Genomic DNA, 15,556 nt, shown 5'->3' with positions numbered 1-15,556 from the left:
TGTCCGTTGACTCCGTCGGTGAACACGCTCTCGACCATGAGATCGACGCCGGACATCCGCGATCGTCGACCTCGGCGCCACCTGGTCACCGCGCACTCCGCGAACGAACGGGCCGGCACGCGGGACTCAAGAAAGATTGAGGCCAATAGCATATCTACCGGGAAAGCTCGCAGAGATCGCCCCCAGGAATGCGATCGATCATGAGTCGGCTGACTTCCCGGGCGCAGTCTGCGAAGGCGCGAATTTCGGGCCTCGTCTCCTCCGGGTTAAATGCAACAGCGATTTCGGATGGGGTGGCATCGATCAGAGGAATAGCTTTGAGCGATGGGTCTTCAAGGCCCATACGCCAGGCGCTCCCCGCAATCGGCATGAGAACATCCTCGAACATCAGGGTGAATTTCAGTTCGGCTATTGTCACCGCTGGCGTGCTGCGGGTCTGTCCGGGTTCCTGACGAATATCGTTCAGGAGCCAGAAATCGACCCATTTACGAGGAACATTGACCATATCGATCATGGGTTCGTAGAGGATATCGTCGACAGATAGGTTGCTTGCATCTGCGAGTGGGTGGCTCTTACTCATGCAGACCATCCGGGGTTCGTGGAAGAGCGGCAGAATGGTAAGGCGATCTTCGGAGCACGGCGGGCGTACAAGTGCGATGTCAACGTCGCCATCCCTCAGTCCGCTGAACTGCTCCTCGAAAGTACACTCATGGATTTTGATAGGTACGCCAGGATATGCAGTCTTGAACGCCCTCATGATGGGCACGGTCAATTCTGCGGCCGCAATCTGTCCAGCCATAAGACCGACGACCAGGGGGCGCACTACCGCAGTGTCCCGGACCATCTGGACGGCGTGATCGAATCTGCTGATGAGATGCCGCGCCTGATCGAGAAAGACGACACCAGCGGGGGTCAGCTCAACACCGCGGTGAGAGCGTTCGAGAAGGTCCACGCCGATCTCTCGCTCCAACCTACGAATAACCTGCGAAACCTGGGGTTGGGCGGTGAAGCACTTCTGAGCCGCACGACGAATGCTGCCTTCTTCAGCTACGGCAACGAACATCTTCATGTGCCGTACATCCATGTCCATCTTCGTGCACTCCTGACCGTCTGGACGACGTGGCGCCAGCGACAACCATCCCATCACTGTGATCTATCCTACAGAGCCCTCACCCGTGTCAAGCGCGAGATGTGCCGTGCCGGTGATGGGCCGATACGAAAATCGCAGCACGTGAGACCAATCGCCCGCCTACCAGGAGTGTGACATACGGCATAGCGTTCTGTGCAGGGCCACACCGGTTCGTATCGACATCCCGAAGACGACTCAGCGTAAGGCTGGAGGAAGAACAAACTCATGGCAAGCACCCATTTGCCGTGCCGAGAACCCACTTATCATTCGATGACTGACCGAATGGTCGCGGATCTGGGAATGGATCTTGTTGCTCTGCGCCCCATGCTCGAAGAACCCGCCACTCGAACGAAGGCGCCCTGGGGTGTGTCGTACGTTGCACTCGACGTTGACGGAATGCCGGCTTTGTGGCGCGCGTCCGACGGCGTCGTCCGCGCAAGTAAGTAGCTGCGGAAAGAAGGGATCGAGGCCGATCGAATCGCTACCGCTGGTGACCTCGTCGGCGGCGGTCTTGCAACCAATACAGTGCTGAAGCCTCGTGAAATCGGATAGCTCTTCCCGGCCGCGATGGTGGGCTTCGTAATTCAACTACCCGCCGACCTCGCGGAATTGCCGCCGCCACTGGTGATCGCCGGTGGCTCCGAGACGCTGCTCAACGATTCCGAGCGGGTCGTTGACCGAGCCGATGCGGCAGGAGTCGAACTCGAATTCAGCACATATTCGGAGCAACAGCACGTTCACATTCATCGCGGGCGGACCCGCAGGAGTGGACTCGGCCATTGCCGATTCCGGGACGTGGCTCCGTTCATGGTTGGGGCTCAACTGAAATATCGATGCGGGGAACACTTTCCGCGGGAAGTCGTATACGCAAACAATCACAAGGAGACGAAAGTGTCGGTTCATACCCAGGCTGTCCAGGGAAAGAAGGACAGCCGAAACGAAGAGTTCGATGCAGTCGTCGTCGGGGCGGGCATCGGAGGAATGCGAATGCTCCACGAGCTGCGGCAACTAGGTCTCTCGGTCAAGGTTATCGAAGCGGCACCGGAAGTTGGCGGGACCTGGTTCTGGAACCGCTACCCAGGGGCGCGCACTGATAGCGAGAGCTGGGTATACGCGTACTCGTTCTCGAAGGAACTGCAGGATGAGTGGGATTGGTCTGAGCGGTTCGCAACTCAGCCTGAGGCTCTTGCCTATCTGAAGTATGTTGCCGGTAGATTCGACATGCGAAAGGATATCCTTTTCAACACACGCGTCGACTCCGCGATCTATGATGAACAGTCCAATGAATGGACGATTACTACCGAACAAGGCGGAACATACACCTGCAAGTACTTCATCCCGGCCTCAGGACTGTTGTCGCTGCCATACAAGCCGGACTTTAAAGGTCTCGACAATTTCCAGGGAGAATGGTATGTAACCGGAAATTGGCCCGAGGAAAAGGTCGATCTCACCGGAAAGCGGGTCGCGGTTATCGGAACCGGCGCAACTGCTGTGCAGGTTATTCCAATTGTGGCCCTCACGGCAGAGCAGCTGACGGTTTTTCAGCGTACACCCAACTACGTAATGCCGGGTCGGAATTACGTCTTGACGGAGGACGAGCGCCAGTCCATCCGCGCGAACTTGGACACCATCTGGGCAATGGCCCGCCAACATTTCTTCGGATTCGCCATGGCTCCCGCAGGACGCGTAATGTCCGATTACCCACCGGAGGAACAGCAGAAGATCCTCGAAGGAGGCTGGGAAGCCGGTGGGTTCCGGTTCATCTTCGAGACGTTCGATGATCTCTTGGTCAACGACGAATCGAACGCAATCGCCTCCGAATTCGTACGGAACAAAATTCGCGCGATCGTCAACGACCCGGCAACCGCAGAGATGCTCTGCCCCAAGGATTATCCACTGGCCGGAAAGCGCCCTCCGCTCGGGCACTTCTACTATGAAACCTTCAACCGCGACAACGTTTCGCTCGTCGACGTCAACAACAACCCGATCACCGCGATCTCAGAGAACGGGGTCCGTGTTGGGAACGATGAGTACGAAGCTGACGTGATCATCTTCGCCACCGGGTTCGACGCAGGAACCGGCGCCCTGACCCATATGAACGTGCAAGGGCGGGGTGGCGTGACTCTGAAGGAGAAGTGGGAGCACGGACCGAGGACACACCTCGGAATCGGTGTCGATGCCTTCCCGAATATGTTCATGATTTCCGGTCCACAAACGCCATTCGCCAACATTCCGGTAGTCATCGAAGGTGCCGTTGAGTGGATCGGACAGGCAATCAAGTCCCTCCGAGACAACGGTCTCGACCGGATTGAAGCGACTCCCGAGGCGACGGAAGCGTGGAATGACCATATAGCGCAGATCGTCAATGCGACAGTGCTGTCCAAGGGCAAGCGTTCGTGGTTCTTCGGCGACAACGTGCCAGGCAAGGCACATGCATCCCTCTTCTACTTCGGTGGCGCGGGCGAATACAGAAAGGAGTGTCTGGCATCCGCCGAGAACAACTACGACGGATTCGTCGTAGATTGAACCCCAAACTGGCGAGTCGGTCGGGATTAATACACTAGCCTCGATCTTTCTTGGGGTAAGTCCCGGGGAGTGGTGGGAATCGGCTGAGGGCATCCGGCCAGGTCCGCGGCGTGTCGTTCCCGCTCTGCGGGTGGGCCATCGCGTAGTGATCAACGAGTTACCGACCAAAGTGACTCACAGAAAGCAGCTACGCGATGACCCACGATCATTCTGCACTGCTCGCTCAGCTCGACGCACTCAAGGGCGCCGACAGCGCCAGCGTGTTCGCCGAACTGATCCGCACCGGCCTGCAGGCGCTGATCGAAGCCGAGGCCACCGACAAACTCGGTGCCGGCCGGTATGAGCGCACCGCCACCCGCACCACGCACCGCAACGGGTATCGCACGAAGACGGTGTCGACCACCAGCGGTGATGTGGACGTCAAGATTCCCAAGCTGCGGTCCGGGTCGTTCTTCCCATCCTTGCTGGAGCGGCGCCGTCGCATCGACAAGGCGCTGTACGCGGTGGTGATGGAAGAGTATGTGCACGGCGTATCGACCCGCAGCGTCGACGACCTGGTCGGTGCTCTCGGGGTCGAATCCGGGATTTCGAAGTCGGAGGTGTCGCGGATCTGCGCCGGCCTCGATACCGAGATCGCCCGGTTCCGGGAGCGCACGCTGACGCACACGAGCTTTCCGTACGTGTTTCTCGACGCTACGTTCTGCAAGGTTCGGGTGGGTGCGCACGTGGTGTCGCAGGCGTTGGTGGTCGCGACCGGGGTGTCGATCGCCGGCACCCGCGAGGTGTTGGGCACCGCGGTCGGGGACAGTGAATCCTACGAGTTCTGGCGCGAGTTCCTCACCAGCCTCAAGGCCCGTGGTCTGTCGGGGGTGCATCTGGTGATCTCTGATGCGCACAGTGGGCTCAAAGCTGCTGTGATGCAGCAGTTCGCGGGTTCATCGTGGCAGCGGTGTCGGGTGCATTTCATGCGGAATATCCGAGCTGCGGTGGCGGCGAAGCACGTGCCACCGGTGATGGCGGCGGTCAAGACGATTTTCGCGCACACCGACCCGGTCGAGGTGGCCGCGCAGTGGGATCAGGTCACCGATACCTTCTCCGGGTCGTTTCCGAAGGTGGCGGCGTTGATGGAAGCGGCCAAACACGATGTGCTGGCGTTCACCGCGTTTCCGAAGGCGTATTGGCAAAAAATCTGGTCCAACAATCCAATTGAGCGGTTGAATAAGGAAATCAAGCGTCGAGCCGATGTCGTGGAGATTTTTCCGAACCCGGCGGCGTTCCTGCGGTTGGCGACCGCGGTGGTGATCGAGCAGCACGACGAGTGGCAGGTCACCCGCCGGTATGTTTCGGATGTGAGCATGGACGAGTTCCGTGCGGTGATCGCCGCGAAGGAACACGCTACCGAACCGGCGTTGTCGTTGACCGGCTCGAGCGAAACAGCATAGTATTCAGCATGACTCGTTGATCGCTACGTGTACTGCAGAGCCGATCCGAAGTCCACCACTCCACGGGGCACTATCCTTTCTTGAGTCCGGCGTGCCGGCCTGAACAGTTTCGGACTGGGTGTGGAAACCGCGGATCCGGTGGGTGTCCACGGTCGAGTGCCCGACACGGTCGGGTGACGCCGAGGTCCACGGCCCCGGAAGTCGTTTCCTTTCGTCTCGATGAAGCAGGTACGTGCAGGTCACGTGGGCGCAGGTAGCGCTGCAAGTCTGTTCAGGCCGGCCACGAGAAGATCGACACTCGGCGCTGTCGCAGCCAGTCGCAGACGAACACGGCGGGCATGCCGGGCGACCCGGCCGGCGATCGACAGCAACCGCAGCCGCAGCCGTTTCGGTTCCCACCGCCGTGCCGGAACCTCGGTCAACGCGAGCATCTGCATCCACGCGAGCAGCTCGCATGCGAGTTGCACGAGCGCCAACCAGATCCGGTTCTGATCGAAACCGTGCAACGGAAGATTCTGCAACCCGGTGACTTTCGCTGCTCGGATCCGGTCCTCGCACCGAGCCCTACGCCGGTGCCGCAGCTCCAGATCGGGCAGTTGGCCTCGGCGGGTGTTGGTGACGAACGCGGTCAGGCGTAGCCCGTCGCGGTCGGTGAACCGCAACTGTGCACCCGGATGCGGCCTCTCCTTCCGGACGATCACCCGCATGCCTTCCGGCCACGTCGACAGATCGAGCAGGTCGGTGATCTCGGCGACCCAGGCCCCGTCGCGGACCTGGCCGTCGGAATCGTAGGCCGGGGTCCACGCCTGGTCAGGAACCAGGTCGATCGCTTCGGCGTGGGCGTCGGTCAACCCGAATCCGACCGAGTACGAGAGCCTGCGCTTGGTCAGATACTCGATCAATCCGTGGGTGCCGCCGGCGCCGTCGACGCGCACCAGCACCTTCTTCCCGGCCCGATATGTCGGGTCGAACGGCAACTGCGCGAGTGCGTCCTGCACCACGGTGATGTGATCGGCGGCAGTATTCGACCCGGAGTTGCCCGGCCGCAGCAGCATCGCGACGGGTTCACCGGTACCGCCGGTGCCGTGGTCGACGAACGCGCACAACGGATGGAAACCGAAGCCACGCTTGAACGTCGGAGCGGCCTGTTCCTTCTCGGAATGCGCGGTGACCAGGGTGGCATCGATGTCGAGGACCAGCGGATGGGCTTCGTCGATGGCGTGGTCGGGAGCCGATGTGCCGGCAGCGGCCCAGGCGTGGGCTCGGGCGGTGGCGCGGGCCCGGCCGATCGCGGCGAGCGCGGTGTCGGCGTCAGCGGCCAACACGCTGATCAGGCGGGAGACGGTGGGATCCGAGGCCACCGCACCGAAGATCTCCGGGTGCGCCCGCAGTTGTGCGATGTCGGCGAGGCAGTCCCCGCCGATCGCCAATGCCGTCGCGAGATCGAGCACGATCTTGCCGGGATCGTGTCGGGCCAGCGGTTTTCGATACGGTGCGAGCTCGGTCGTCAACGCCCCAGCGAGGCCGGTCTTCTCCGCGGTGCGCAGCAGCAGAGCCGCGCCGGCATGGGACACGACGCCGGTTCCGGTGGCCGATGCGGACACGCGTGGGTAGGGGCACGTAGACTTGCTCACCGGAATGGTGCTCCTCGAACTGCGGCGGATATGACCCTAGACAAGTCACATCTTCGCAGTTCAGAGCACCATTCTTTGCATGCGACACTCGGTCGGTTCGCTATCTCCGCGAAAGCCCGAGGCTAGAACGAGCAATTCCTGACCGTCGCCGGGCGGAGCCCGTGACATCCCAGCGCACTGGCTGTAGTCAAGAGTTCGATGATTCCGCCGAGTGCACTGCGGACGAATGAGTTCGCACAGTCCCGGACCCCTGTCAGTCGGTTCTTCCTCGCCGATGCTCCAAGAAGAACTGCGAGACTTCGCGGAAGATGACCACGGGCGTGGGGCCCACGCCACAACATAAGTTCCTCGCTCTGTTTGCAACACCGGACCTTGCCACCGGTCAAGGTCATCGGCCAGCACCAGCGTCGGCACCAGGAGTTCCTGCGGTTCCTCAAAACCGGCTCTTCCGGAAATGGAGTGCAGCAGGAGGCGTGAAGATCCGAGGTTGAGGCTGGTGCCCGTTGCCGTAAGACGGGCCCCCGGGCAGTCGAAGATGAAGGTTCCTCCGCCACACATCGCGACCACACGGGGAGCCCAGTGTCCGAGCCTACTTGCCTGCCCGCCACGATCGTCGCCGAGTTCGATCATGCGCACCATCGAACTCGGCGTGACCATCACCGATGTTGCCCTCGACAACGAGATCACCGTCGTATTCCACGATCTGCTCGTCGACGGACCCGACCGGTGCCCACGGTGCGGAAACCTCGGCCGGTACCGGGACACCATCGTGCGGTCGGTGACCGATCTGCCGGTGGCAGGCCATCCCCTCCAGCTGCGGGTGCGCATCCCCGCTATCGATGGGAGAACATCGGAGGCCCATAGCATCTGTCATGGAGTTAGCGAGTATCGGCTACCGCAAGCATGTTTGATGGATCCCGCACATGGATCCCGGAGCCGGGCGGGCGCGTGAGTAACGATGCATGGAGATGCCCAAGTCGGCCACTCGGGCATTTCTTGCGGCCCGCATGTCATGGCTTTTCCGGGTACAGGACAGTGACGCTCCCGAGAGCGGTGCGGGCCCTATGCCGGTCGTCCACGGCGGCTACGGTCAGGTGCCCACACAGCGCATGCGGATCCAGGCGTCGATCGGTGCAGCAACTCTCCGGGTCGGAAGCGCACGCCGACCGGTGCCGAATTGCGCAATCGCGAGCAGTTCGTTGTCCGCGAGATTTCTTTCTTGCCGGGTGGTCCTCGATCCGAGAAGCACTCGCAGCTTCCGGGCCCATTCCAGATCAGGGAACTCTCGATCTACAGGGTCACTCGTTGATGGTGGCTACCAGCCGTTGGCCTTTCACACCCCGGGCCAGTTCTTCCAAGCCGGCCGGAATAGCGTCGAATCCAATTGTTCTGGTGGCGATCGTCAGGCCCCCGGAAGCGATGAATTTGATGACCTCGACGGTATCTTCTGGGGTACCGCCCACAGATCCGACCAGGTCCAGGTCCTTCATCGCCAACATATATGTGTTGATCGTTGCTTCCTGCTGTCCTACACCGACCTGGACTATCCGGCCCCCGTGCCGGATTGCCGTGATCGCGCCGGCCGTAGTGGTTCCGAATCCTGCAAAGTCCACGATCAGGTCGAGCTCGAAGGGCGCGAGTTCGGTGACGTCGTTGACGACCTTCTTGACGCCCCGCTCGATGCCTGCGGCGTGCACCTCGGGGTTGATCTCGGCAGCGTAAACTTCGGCGCCGCCGAGAACTGCCATGCGGGCGCCCGTCATACCTAGTCCGCCGAGGCCGATGATGCCGACCTTCATGCCCGGGCGCAATCCGCCGCGGGCGAAAACTGCATGGTAAGAAGTCATTCCGGCATCGGTTGCTGCGGCAGCCTGGACGAACGGAACCTGATCGGGAATGGGAATGAGTTCGCTGGCCGGAGTGAGCGTCTTTTCGGCGTACGCGCCATGGCGGCCGATGCCGATCGTCTTCTGGCCGATGACACCGCTCTTTCCGTCTCCCATCGCACTGATCGCGACACGGTCGCCGACCGCAGCATCGGTCACCCCTTCTCCGACGGCGGAGACGATGCCGGCAGCCTCGTGTCCCAGGATGATGGGTGTAAAGCCCAGGACTTCTGTCAGCGTGCCGTCGGTGATGCCGACATCGCTGTGACACAGGCCGGCGGCCTTGAGATCGACGACGACCTCACCCGGACCCGGGATCGGGTCCGGCTGCTCGACGAGTTCGAGGGTGTTGCCCAAACCGTTGAACATCCATGCTTTCATGACAGTCCTTCTTTCGTACTTGGCAATCGGTGAACGACGTGACCGAGAGGCACCCGAGTTGCTCGGCCGTCGAGAGCTCGGGGCAACACGAACACCTACAGCGAGGTGACGGCGACTTGCTCAGGTGGCGAGTCCGCCGTCGACCATCAGGCGCTGTCCGGTGATGTAGGAGGCCTTGCTCGAGGCCAGGAAGGCGATCGCCTCTGCGACTTCTTCCGGGAGCGCGAGGCGCGCCAAGGGCGTTTGTCCCACCGCGAGTTCCAGCAGATCGCGTGTGGCATTGTCGGCGTCACGCATCGGGGGGACCATTCCACCCTCGACCACGCCGGGCCCGACCGCGTTGGCCCGAATGCCGTTGGCGGCCTCCTCTGTGGCCAGCATCCGCATCATCATGGCCACCGCAGCCTTAGGCGTGGCGGACAATGCGTCGGTGGGAACCGTGCGGTCCACTGCCGTGGTGATCAGCGCAGTGATCGAGCCACCGCCCCCGGCTCGCAGCACCGGTACAGCCGCCTTGGCGATATTGAAGAAGCCGATCACATCGGTTTGGATTACGCCCGCGAATTCGTCGTCGGTGAACTCGATCAGCGGCCGGGTGCGAAAAACCAGGCCGGCAGCTGAAACCACGGTGTGGATCCGCCCATGCTCGGCTACCGCGGCGTCTACGACGGCGGCCACGGACTCGCGGTCGGTCACGTCGCAGGACAAAGCTGTCGCCGTGCGTCCCAGCTCCCGGATCGAGCCGGCGAGTTTCTCCGCGTCCGCTTCTCGGGATCGGTAGGTCATCACCACGTCACAACCGCGTTCGGCCAGCAATCCTGCTGTGGCGGCGCCGATTCCGCCGGTGGCGCCGAATACCAGCGCGCATCCTGTCGAGGGAAACTCGGGTGTCTGAACTCCAAATGATGGCATGCCTACTCCTGATGTTTGCTTGCAGCCGATCGAGGTCTCTTGCTGCCGACGTGCCGGAAGGGGATGCCCGAAACTCGCCGGACTCAGCGCCCTCTACCACAGAACTTCACGTCCACGTCATTACCATCCCCCATATGTGACCAAGATGTCAGTAGCTGGCCCGAATTGAGCGAGACTGATTCGGTATCACTCCAGGAAGATGGCAGATCAGGGAATGACAAGCACATCAACTATCGAGCCAGGACCTGAGCCTGACGTCCAGCACCCGCCTTGTCGCGGTGGGTGTGCTCCCATCCAGGGGACGACCTCACGCCTATGCGTTCCGTCACGCCTATGCGTTCTTGTGCCTCCCGCCACCACTCAGCGACTTCGACTGCGCAAAGACTTCGACTGCGCAAATTGACCAGGGGTCCGCCCATGCCCGGGAGGTCCCGCATAGGCCTGACCGAGCGTCATCCATTCCCTGGCAATCGGTCCGGTGACGATCAGATCGGTATCAGCCACGTGGCGCCGACGGGTCAACACCAGGCAGAAGTCCTCGATCGGCCCACTGACCGAATCCTCGAGGCCCTCCTCACCGAACTCCCATGCCCCACCCGAGGGAACCGACAGACACACGCGCACGCCGGTATCCGGCACCGACATTCCGCGGTTGGTGAAGCTGAAGGGGAATGCAAGGCAAGCAATCCGGGCAATGTGCCCCAACCGCGACGTCACCGCACGCGCAGTGCCGGCAGTGTCGGCTACGTCCTGCCCGTGCGCCCACGTCTCCATCAGTCGGGCGGTGACCATCGATGCCAGACTCATCGAAGGCCCGTACCACGGGTGGCGCGTACCGGTCGGGGCCGACCGAAACGCGTGCAGGAGTGATCGGCGACCCTGCCGCCACGTGTCGAGGAGCTGCTCGGAGGACAGTTCGAGCAGAGGTTCGAGCACCGCGACGCTGTATGCATCCGGATCCTGATCTGCTCGACGTCGCTGCTCGGCGAACGCGTCGGGATCGGTGAGCGACATCTCCGCGGCCGTGTCGAAGAAGGCGAGGTGAGCAATCTGGTGCCGGCTCGTCCACCCTTCCGCGGGGGTGAGTCGGTTCCATTCATCGTTACCGAAGGTTGCCACGATTTCGTCGAGAGCCATCTGCTCGGCTTCGAGGTCGTCGATGAGGTGCGCAAGCTGGTTCACAGTTCTGTTCCTGTCGTTTCTTCGATCAGCGACACGTCGGGTTGTGCAGCGCGAACGAAGATGGCGTCATCGACTTTCCGTTGCAAGCGTCGCATTCCCTGGAGCCATCGGTCCGGTTCGGTGGCTCGTGTGGCGTAGTACTGCGCCACTTCCGGGTGCGGGAGAATGTAGAACCGGTCGTCACCGAGAGCGCTGATCACATCGTCGGCGACCTGTTCGGCTTCGAGGACCCCCTTACCGACCACCACGTCGCCGACCTCGTCGGTGGGCAGCATCTGGGTTCGGACACCCTGCGGGCACAGGCACTGAACTGTGATGCCACGGTCCCCGTAGGTAGCGGAGACCCATTCCGCGTGTGCAACCGCCGCATGTTTGGTAACCGAGTATGGCCCGGACCCGAGCATAGTGAGCAGGCCCGCGGCCGAAGCGGTGACCACGAGTCGGCCCCTGCCCTGCTCCAACCACTGGGGCAAGAGCTCTCGCACGGCACGCACATGGGCCATGACATTGACGTCCCACGATCGTTCCCAGGCGGCTTCTGTGTCGTTCGTGCCGGTCTCGATGCCCGCATTGGCGAAAAAGACATCGATCGAACCGATCGCCTGTCGTGCCTGCACGAGCAGCTCGTGTACGCCACCTTCGGTCGCCGCGTCGCCGGGTACGGCGTATCCGCCGATTTCGTCGGCGACGGCGATGCATGCCTGGGCGTCGAGGTCGTTGACGACCACCCGCGCTCCGGCGCGGGCCAGTCGTTGTGCGAGTNCTCGGCCGATGCCGTTGCCTGCGCCGGTGACGACGACTCCCGATCCCTGAAGCCAGGCCGGGTCGCTGTTGGGGTGCATTTGTGTGACCTCTCGGTTGACGAAGAAGCGCAAAAGAATGTGACGGGCAAGCGTCTACCTATCTATTTGACACGTATGTCAAGTAAATGGTCAAGGGGTCGCGCCCGCAGAAGTCGGGCAAGGACAATCTTGCCGAACCGGGCGGGCAGGATCAGACGCTGCTCGTGGCGTTCGGAAGTACAGCGATGTTCTCGGCGGCCGCCATCGCTGCCGCGTCGAGGAACGATCGAACGATCGACCTGGTCTCGCCACGCCGGTACGCGACCCCGATCACCGACGGACTCGCATCAGGCAACTCGATGGCACGAATCAACGGGGAGGGAGCGAAACGCGCCATCGTGGCACAACCGGTCACGACGGTCTGCGAGGCCGCCAACGCCAGTTGGATGCCCTGCACGGTCGATACCGGCGCGAGTCGCGCGTCGACCAGCGAGTGTCCACGTTCGGGATCCAGCTGCCAGAAGCCCGAAAACCACTCCGGCGCATCGAGGGCGAGCATCGGATAGCCGGTCACGTCGTCGACGGAAAGTACTTTCTCGGAAGCCAATTCGTGTGTACTGCGCACGAAGAGTGCTCGTGGCTCCGCCGCGATCGGGATAACCTCGACTTCATCGTGCACGATGGGGCACCGCACGAGCGCCACATCGATAACTCCGCTGGCAATCAGGTCGACCTGATCGGCGAAACTGGTGTCCCGCAGTTTGACGGTGACCTCAGGATGGAGAGCACGGAACGCATCGAGGATGGGCCTGGTGAGCTCACCTGCGGACAGCGGCCCGGCCACCGCCCCGATTCGCAAGGTTGTGCTCTCATCCGAAGCCGTCGACTGCACCGCGAATCTGGCGTCCTCGACCTGGTGCAGGATCTCACGGGCCCGGCCGACCAGTTCTCGGCCGGCATCGGTGAGAATCACGCCCTTGCTGGTCCGGGTAAAGAGTTCGACACCCAAGTCGCGTTCGAGCCGCAGCAACGCTTGCGACAGAGGTGGCTGCGCCATGTAAAGACGCCGGGCTGCCCGGCGCACGCTACCTTCCTCGGCGACGGCAACGAGGTACTGCAGTTGTCGCAGGTCCATTGCACCTCCGTCCACCAGTGGCTTACATGGTATCGATCACGACCCGGGAGGTTCCGCTCGCGAACCACGCTCACTCGTCGGGCACGGACCCCACCGCGTTCGACCACAAGGTGGTCAGGGTGTGGACGACGACGTCCTCGTCGTAGGGCTCGCCCTGGATGAACGACAACCGTGCCACCTGCTCGATCATCCCACCGAGAATTCGGGCGACGACCCGAGGATCGAGATCCGGATCGAGGCGACCGTCCTTCTGTTGGTGGCGGACGCCATTTTCGATCCGCCCGAGGAACAAACCGCGAATGCCCTTGAGCAACTCCTGGGAGTAGGAGTCGTACGGAGCCACCTCCTCGATCAAACCCATGATCCGCGCATTGCGCTCGTACGCCTGCAGATAACGCCGATTGGCCGCCGCCAAGCGGTCCCGAGGGCTGGAGCCGGCAGCGTCACCGACCGCGGAGGCTTCGAACATCTCCCCCGTGACCTGTTTGACCACTTCCCGGAAGATCTCTTCCTTGGACTCGAAGTAGGTGTAGAAGCTGCCGTAGGAAACTTCCGCGCGCCGTGTGATGTCGGCGACCCGGGCCTCATTCAGGCCGACCTCTTCGAAGGCGTCCCGGGCCGCTTGAATGAGCGCGGCTCGGGTTCTCTTGCCGCGAGCAGAGAGCGACTGGACGGGTACCGGCGTAGTACCGTCACCGTTGCCCTTGCTGCCGGATGCGGCCGCAACCCCGGTGCTCGACGGTGTCGCTCGTACGGGCTGTGCCATTGCTTGTCTCCTTTCCGGGGATCGCTCCGCCGCTCGCTGCGGCCCACCCGTTTGTCGATGATATGACATACAAGTCAGCTCATCGACGACGCTGCGGATGCAGGACGGGAACGCCCTCACGCGGCACGTCGACTCCGACGCAAGGGGCGGATATCGCGCGCCACTCAGCGGTGCACGGTTGCCCCCACACCGGTGAAGCGTTCCCTCAGAGTACGTTTGAGGAGCTTTCCCGTTGCCGTGTAAGGCAGTTCGTCGACGAACACCACGCGACGCGGGCATTTGAAGTGGGCGATACGGCTGCGTGTGTAGTCGATCAGGCCCGCTTCGTCGATGTCGTTGTTGCCGTCCCCGAGCACCACCACCGCGACGACCGTCTCCCCCCACTTCTCGTCCGGGACGCCGATGACGGCGACCTCCGAGACTGCGGGGTGACGGTAGAGGACCTGCTCCACCTCGATCGGGTAGACGTTCTCTCCCCCGGAGATGATCATGTCTTTCTTCCGGTCCACCAAGGTGATGAAGCCTTCGGCATCGGCACGTCCGAGATCGCCGGTGTGGAACCAGCCCCCACGGGTGGCTTCGGCCGTCTCCACCGGCCGGCCCCAATACCCCGCGAAAATGTTCGGGCCGCGCAGCACCAGTTCGCCGACCTCACCGACCGCAACGTCGTGATCCTCGTTGTCGACGATCCGCACGTCGACGTGCATGAACGGCCGACCGACCGAACCGGCGTGCGAGACCACCGACTCCTCATCGAGTAACAGCGTGTTCGGCGAAGCCTCGGTCATCCCGAACCCTTCCAGGAACATCCAGCCGCGTTGCTGGTAGAACTCGATCACCGGAAGCGGACAGGGAGCGCCGCCGCACAGCACGTACTGCATCGTCGAGACGTCGTAGGAGTCGAAATCCGGCACCTTCGACAGCGCCGCCCACATCGCCGGCACCATGAACTGAGTCGTGGTGCGGTACCGCTGCATCAACTCCAGGGTCCGATGTGGATCGAACGCGCGCACCGTGATCACGGTGCCCCCGGCGTAGAGGATGGGCAGCACCGACAACCCGAGCGCACCGATGTGAAACATCGGCGCCACCGCGATGGTCGCGGTAGAACTCGACAGCCCGCTGCCCACCGTGGCCATGTTGAACGCATTCCACTGCATGTTCCCGTGCGTGAGCATGGCGCCCTTGGGCGTGCCGGTCGTGCCGGAGGTGTACATGATCACGCACGTGTCCTCGGCACGAATGAGCGGATCGGGGCCGCGCCGCGCCTCCGCCGTGAGCAGTTCGCCGAGCGTGGAGACGGGATGGTCACCGATCGCGGCGCCGTCGGTTTCGACGAGGATCCGTCGCACGCCGTGTTCACCCTGGGCCAGCGCGTCCGTTGCCAGGTCACGGAATCTGTCGGACACCGCGAGCACGAGGGCGCCGGAATCAGCAAGAATGTGCCGGACCTCCCGCCCACTGAGCCGGAAGTTGATCGGGACGACGATGGCACCGAGGTTCGCCGCGCCGAACAGGACGTAAACGAAGTCGATGGAATTCTCCATCAAGATCGCAATACGGTCCCCGCGGCGCACTCCGAGTTCGTGGAGGGAAGCCGCCATGGCGGCCACGTCACGCTCGAGGTCCACATACGACACCGTGCGGCCACTGTCGCCGTCGATCAGTGCCGGTGCGTGGGGTCGGCGATGGGCGCGCCGTGTGATCCAGTCCCCGATTCCGCCTTGCATGTCTTCTCCTAGAGTCTTGGTTTCACGGACCCACCGCGTCGAGGTGACAAC

Annotated in this window: 12 protein-coding genes; 3 read left to right on the top strand and 9 right to left on the bottom strand. The window is 62.5% G+C overall.

Going from position 1 to position 15,556, the window contains the following annotated elements; genetic code table 11:
- Window positions 1–154 precede the first annotated feature (154 nt).
- Complete coding sequence (locus Q8814_RS03930) at window positions 155–1,090, bottom strand: LysR family transcriptional regulator (RefSeq protein ID WP_330150709.1); 936 nt, start codon at window positions 1,088–1,090, stop codon at window positions 155–157.
- A 606-nt stretch (window positions 1,091–1,696) separates the two neighbouring features.
- On the opposite strand from Q8814_RS03930, the gene Q8814_RS03925 reads away from it, so the two are divergent.
- A complete protein-coding gene (locus Q8814_RS03925; protein WP_330150708.1) occupies window positions 1,697–3,655 on the top strand; it encodes an NAD(P)-binding domain-containing protein in 1,959 nt (652 codons plus the stop codon).
- Between the two features lie 194 nt (window positions 3,656–3,849).
- On the top strand, window positions 3,850–5,097 hold the full coding sequence (locus tag Q8814_RS03920) for an IS256 family transposase (RefSeq protein ID WP_330150707.1): 1,248 nt from the start codon (window positions 3,850–3,852) through the stop codon (window positions 5,095–5,097).
- A gap of 239 nt (window positions 5,098–5,336) precedes the next feature.
- On the opposite strand, the gene Q8814_RS03915 is transcribed toward Q8814_RS03920, so the two are convergent.
- Complete coding sequence (locus Q8814_RS03915) at window positions 5,337–6,731, bottom strand: IS1380 family transposase (protein ID WP_330150705.1); 1,395 nt, start codon at window positions 6,729–6,731, stop codon at window positions 5,337–5,339.
- Between the two features lie 628 nt (window positions 6,732–7,359).
- Here Q8814_RS03915 and Q8814_RS03910 point away from each other — a divergent pair.
- Entirely contained in the window at window positions 7,360–7,683 is a 324-nt protein-coding gene (locus Q8814_RS03910) for a hypothetical protein (RefSeq protein WP_330150704.1), read from the top strand.
- A 346-nt stretch (window positions 7,684–8,029) separates the two neighbouring features.
- Here the strand turns inward: Q8814_RS03910 and Q8814_RS03905 are convergent, their stop codons facing one another.
- From Q8814_RS03905 to Q8814_RS03875, 7 genes are all read right to left on the bottom strand, one after another.
- Window positions 8,030–8,998: a zinc-binding dehydrogenase gene (locus Q8814_RS03905; RefSeq protein WP_330150703.1), complete on the bottom strand. Its 969-nt coding sequence runs from the start codon at window positions 8,996–8,998 to the stop codon at window positions 8,030–8,032.
- A gap of 120 nt (window positions 8,999–9,118) precedes the next feature.
- Window positions 9,119–9,910, bottom strand: a complete 792-nt coding sequence (locus Q8814_RS03900; RefSeq protein WP_330150702.1) for an SDR family NAD(P)-dependent oxidoreductase — start codon at window positions 9,908–9,910, stop codon at window positions 9,119–9,121.
- A 360-nt stretch (window positions 9,911–10,270) separates the two neighbouring features.
- Window positions 10,271–11,092, bottom strand: a complete 822-nt coding sequence (locus Q8814_RS03895) for a TIGR03084 family metal-binding protein (protein ID WP_330150701.1) — start codon at window positions 11,090–11,092, stop codon at window positions 10,271–10,273.
- Window positions 11,089–11,934, bottom strand: a complete 846-nt coding sequence (locus Q8814_RS03890) for an SDR family oxidoreductase (protein ID WP_330150699.1) — start codon at window positions 11,932–11,934, stop codon at window positions 11,089–11,091. Before Q8814_RS03890 ends, Q8814_RS03895 begins: the two co-directional genes overlap by 4 nt.
- Window positions 11,935–12,085: 151 nt before the next feature.
- Complete coding sequence (locus Q8814_RS03885; protein ID WP_330150698.1) at window positions 12,086–13,009, bottom strand: LysR family transcriptional regulator; 924 nt, start codon at window positions 13,007–13,009, stop codon at window positions 12,086–12,088.
- A gap of 70 nt (window positions 13,010–13,079) precedes the next feature.
- Entirely contained in the window at window positions 13,080–13,775 is a 696-nt protein-coding gene (locus tag Q8814_RS03880) for a TetR/AcrR family transcriptional regulator (RefSeq protein ID WP_330150697.1), read from the bottom strand.
- Between the two features lie 164 nt (window positions 13,776–13,939).
- Complete coding sequence (locus Q8814_RS03875; RefSeq protein ID WP_330150696.1) at window positions 13,940–15,505, bottom strand: acyl-CoA synthetase; 1,566 nt, start codon at window positions 15,503–15,505, stop codon at window positions 13,940–13,942.
- Window positions 15,506–15,556 lie beyond the last annotated feature (51 nt).

Origin of the sequence: Rhodococcus chondri (assembly GCF_036327435.1) — a bacterium.
GTDB lineage: Bacteria > Actinomycetota > Actinomycetes > Mycobacteriales > Mycobacteriaceae > Rhodococcus > Rhodococcus chondri.
The sequence above is the reverse complement of the archived record's forward strand: the minus strand, read 5'-3'. Positions and strand labels throughout refer to the sequence as shown.

Coding starts and splice junctions, on each gene's coding strand:
- Q8814_RS03930 (WP_330150709.1), bottom strand. CDS start 1,090: ATGGACATGGATGTACGGCACATGAAGATGTTCGTTGCCGTAGCTGAA.
- Q8814_RS03925 (WP_330150708.1), top strand. CDS start 1,697: ATGGTGGGCTTCGTAATTCAACTACCCGCCGACCTCGCGGAATTGCCG.
- Q8814_RS03920 (WP_330150707.1), top strand. CDS start 3,850: ATGACCCACGATCATTCTGCACTGCTCGCTCAGCTCGACGCACTCAAG.
- Q8814_RS03910 (WP_330150704.1), top strand. CDS start 7,360: ATGCGCACCATCGAACTCGGCGTGACCATCACCGATGTTGCCCTCGAC.
- Q8814_RS03905 (WP_330150703.1), bottom strand. CDS start 8,998: ATGAAAGCATGGATGTTCAACGGTTTGGGCAACACCCTCGAACTCGTC.
- Q8814_RS03900 (WP_330150702.1), bottom strand. CDS start 9,910: ATGCCATCATTTGGAGTTCAGACACCCGAGTTTCCCTCGACAGGATGC.
- Q8814_RS03885 (WP_330150698.1), bottom strand. CDS start 13,009: ATGGACCTGCGACAACTGCAGTACCTCGTTGCCGTCGCCGAGGAAGGT.
- Q8814_RS03880 (WP_330150697.1), bottom strand. CDS start 13,775: ATGGCACAGCCCGTACGAGCGACACCGTCGAGCACCGGGGTTGCGGCC.
- Q8814_RS03875 (WP_330150696.1), bottom strand. CDS start 15,505: ATGCAAGGCGGAATCGGGGACTGGATCACACGGCGCGCCCATCGCCGA.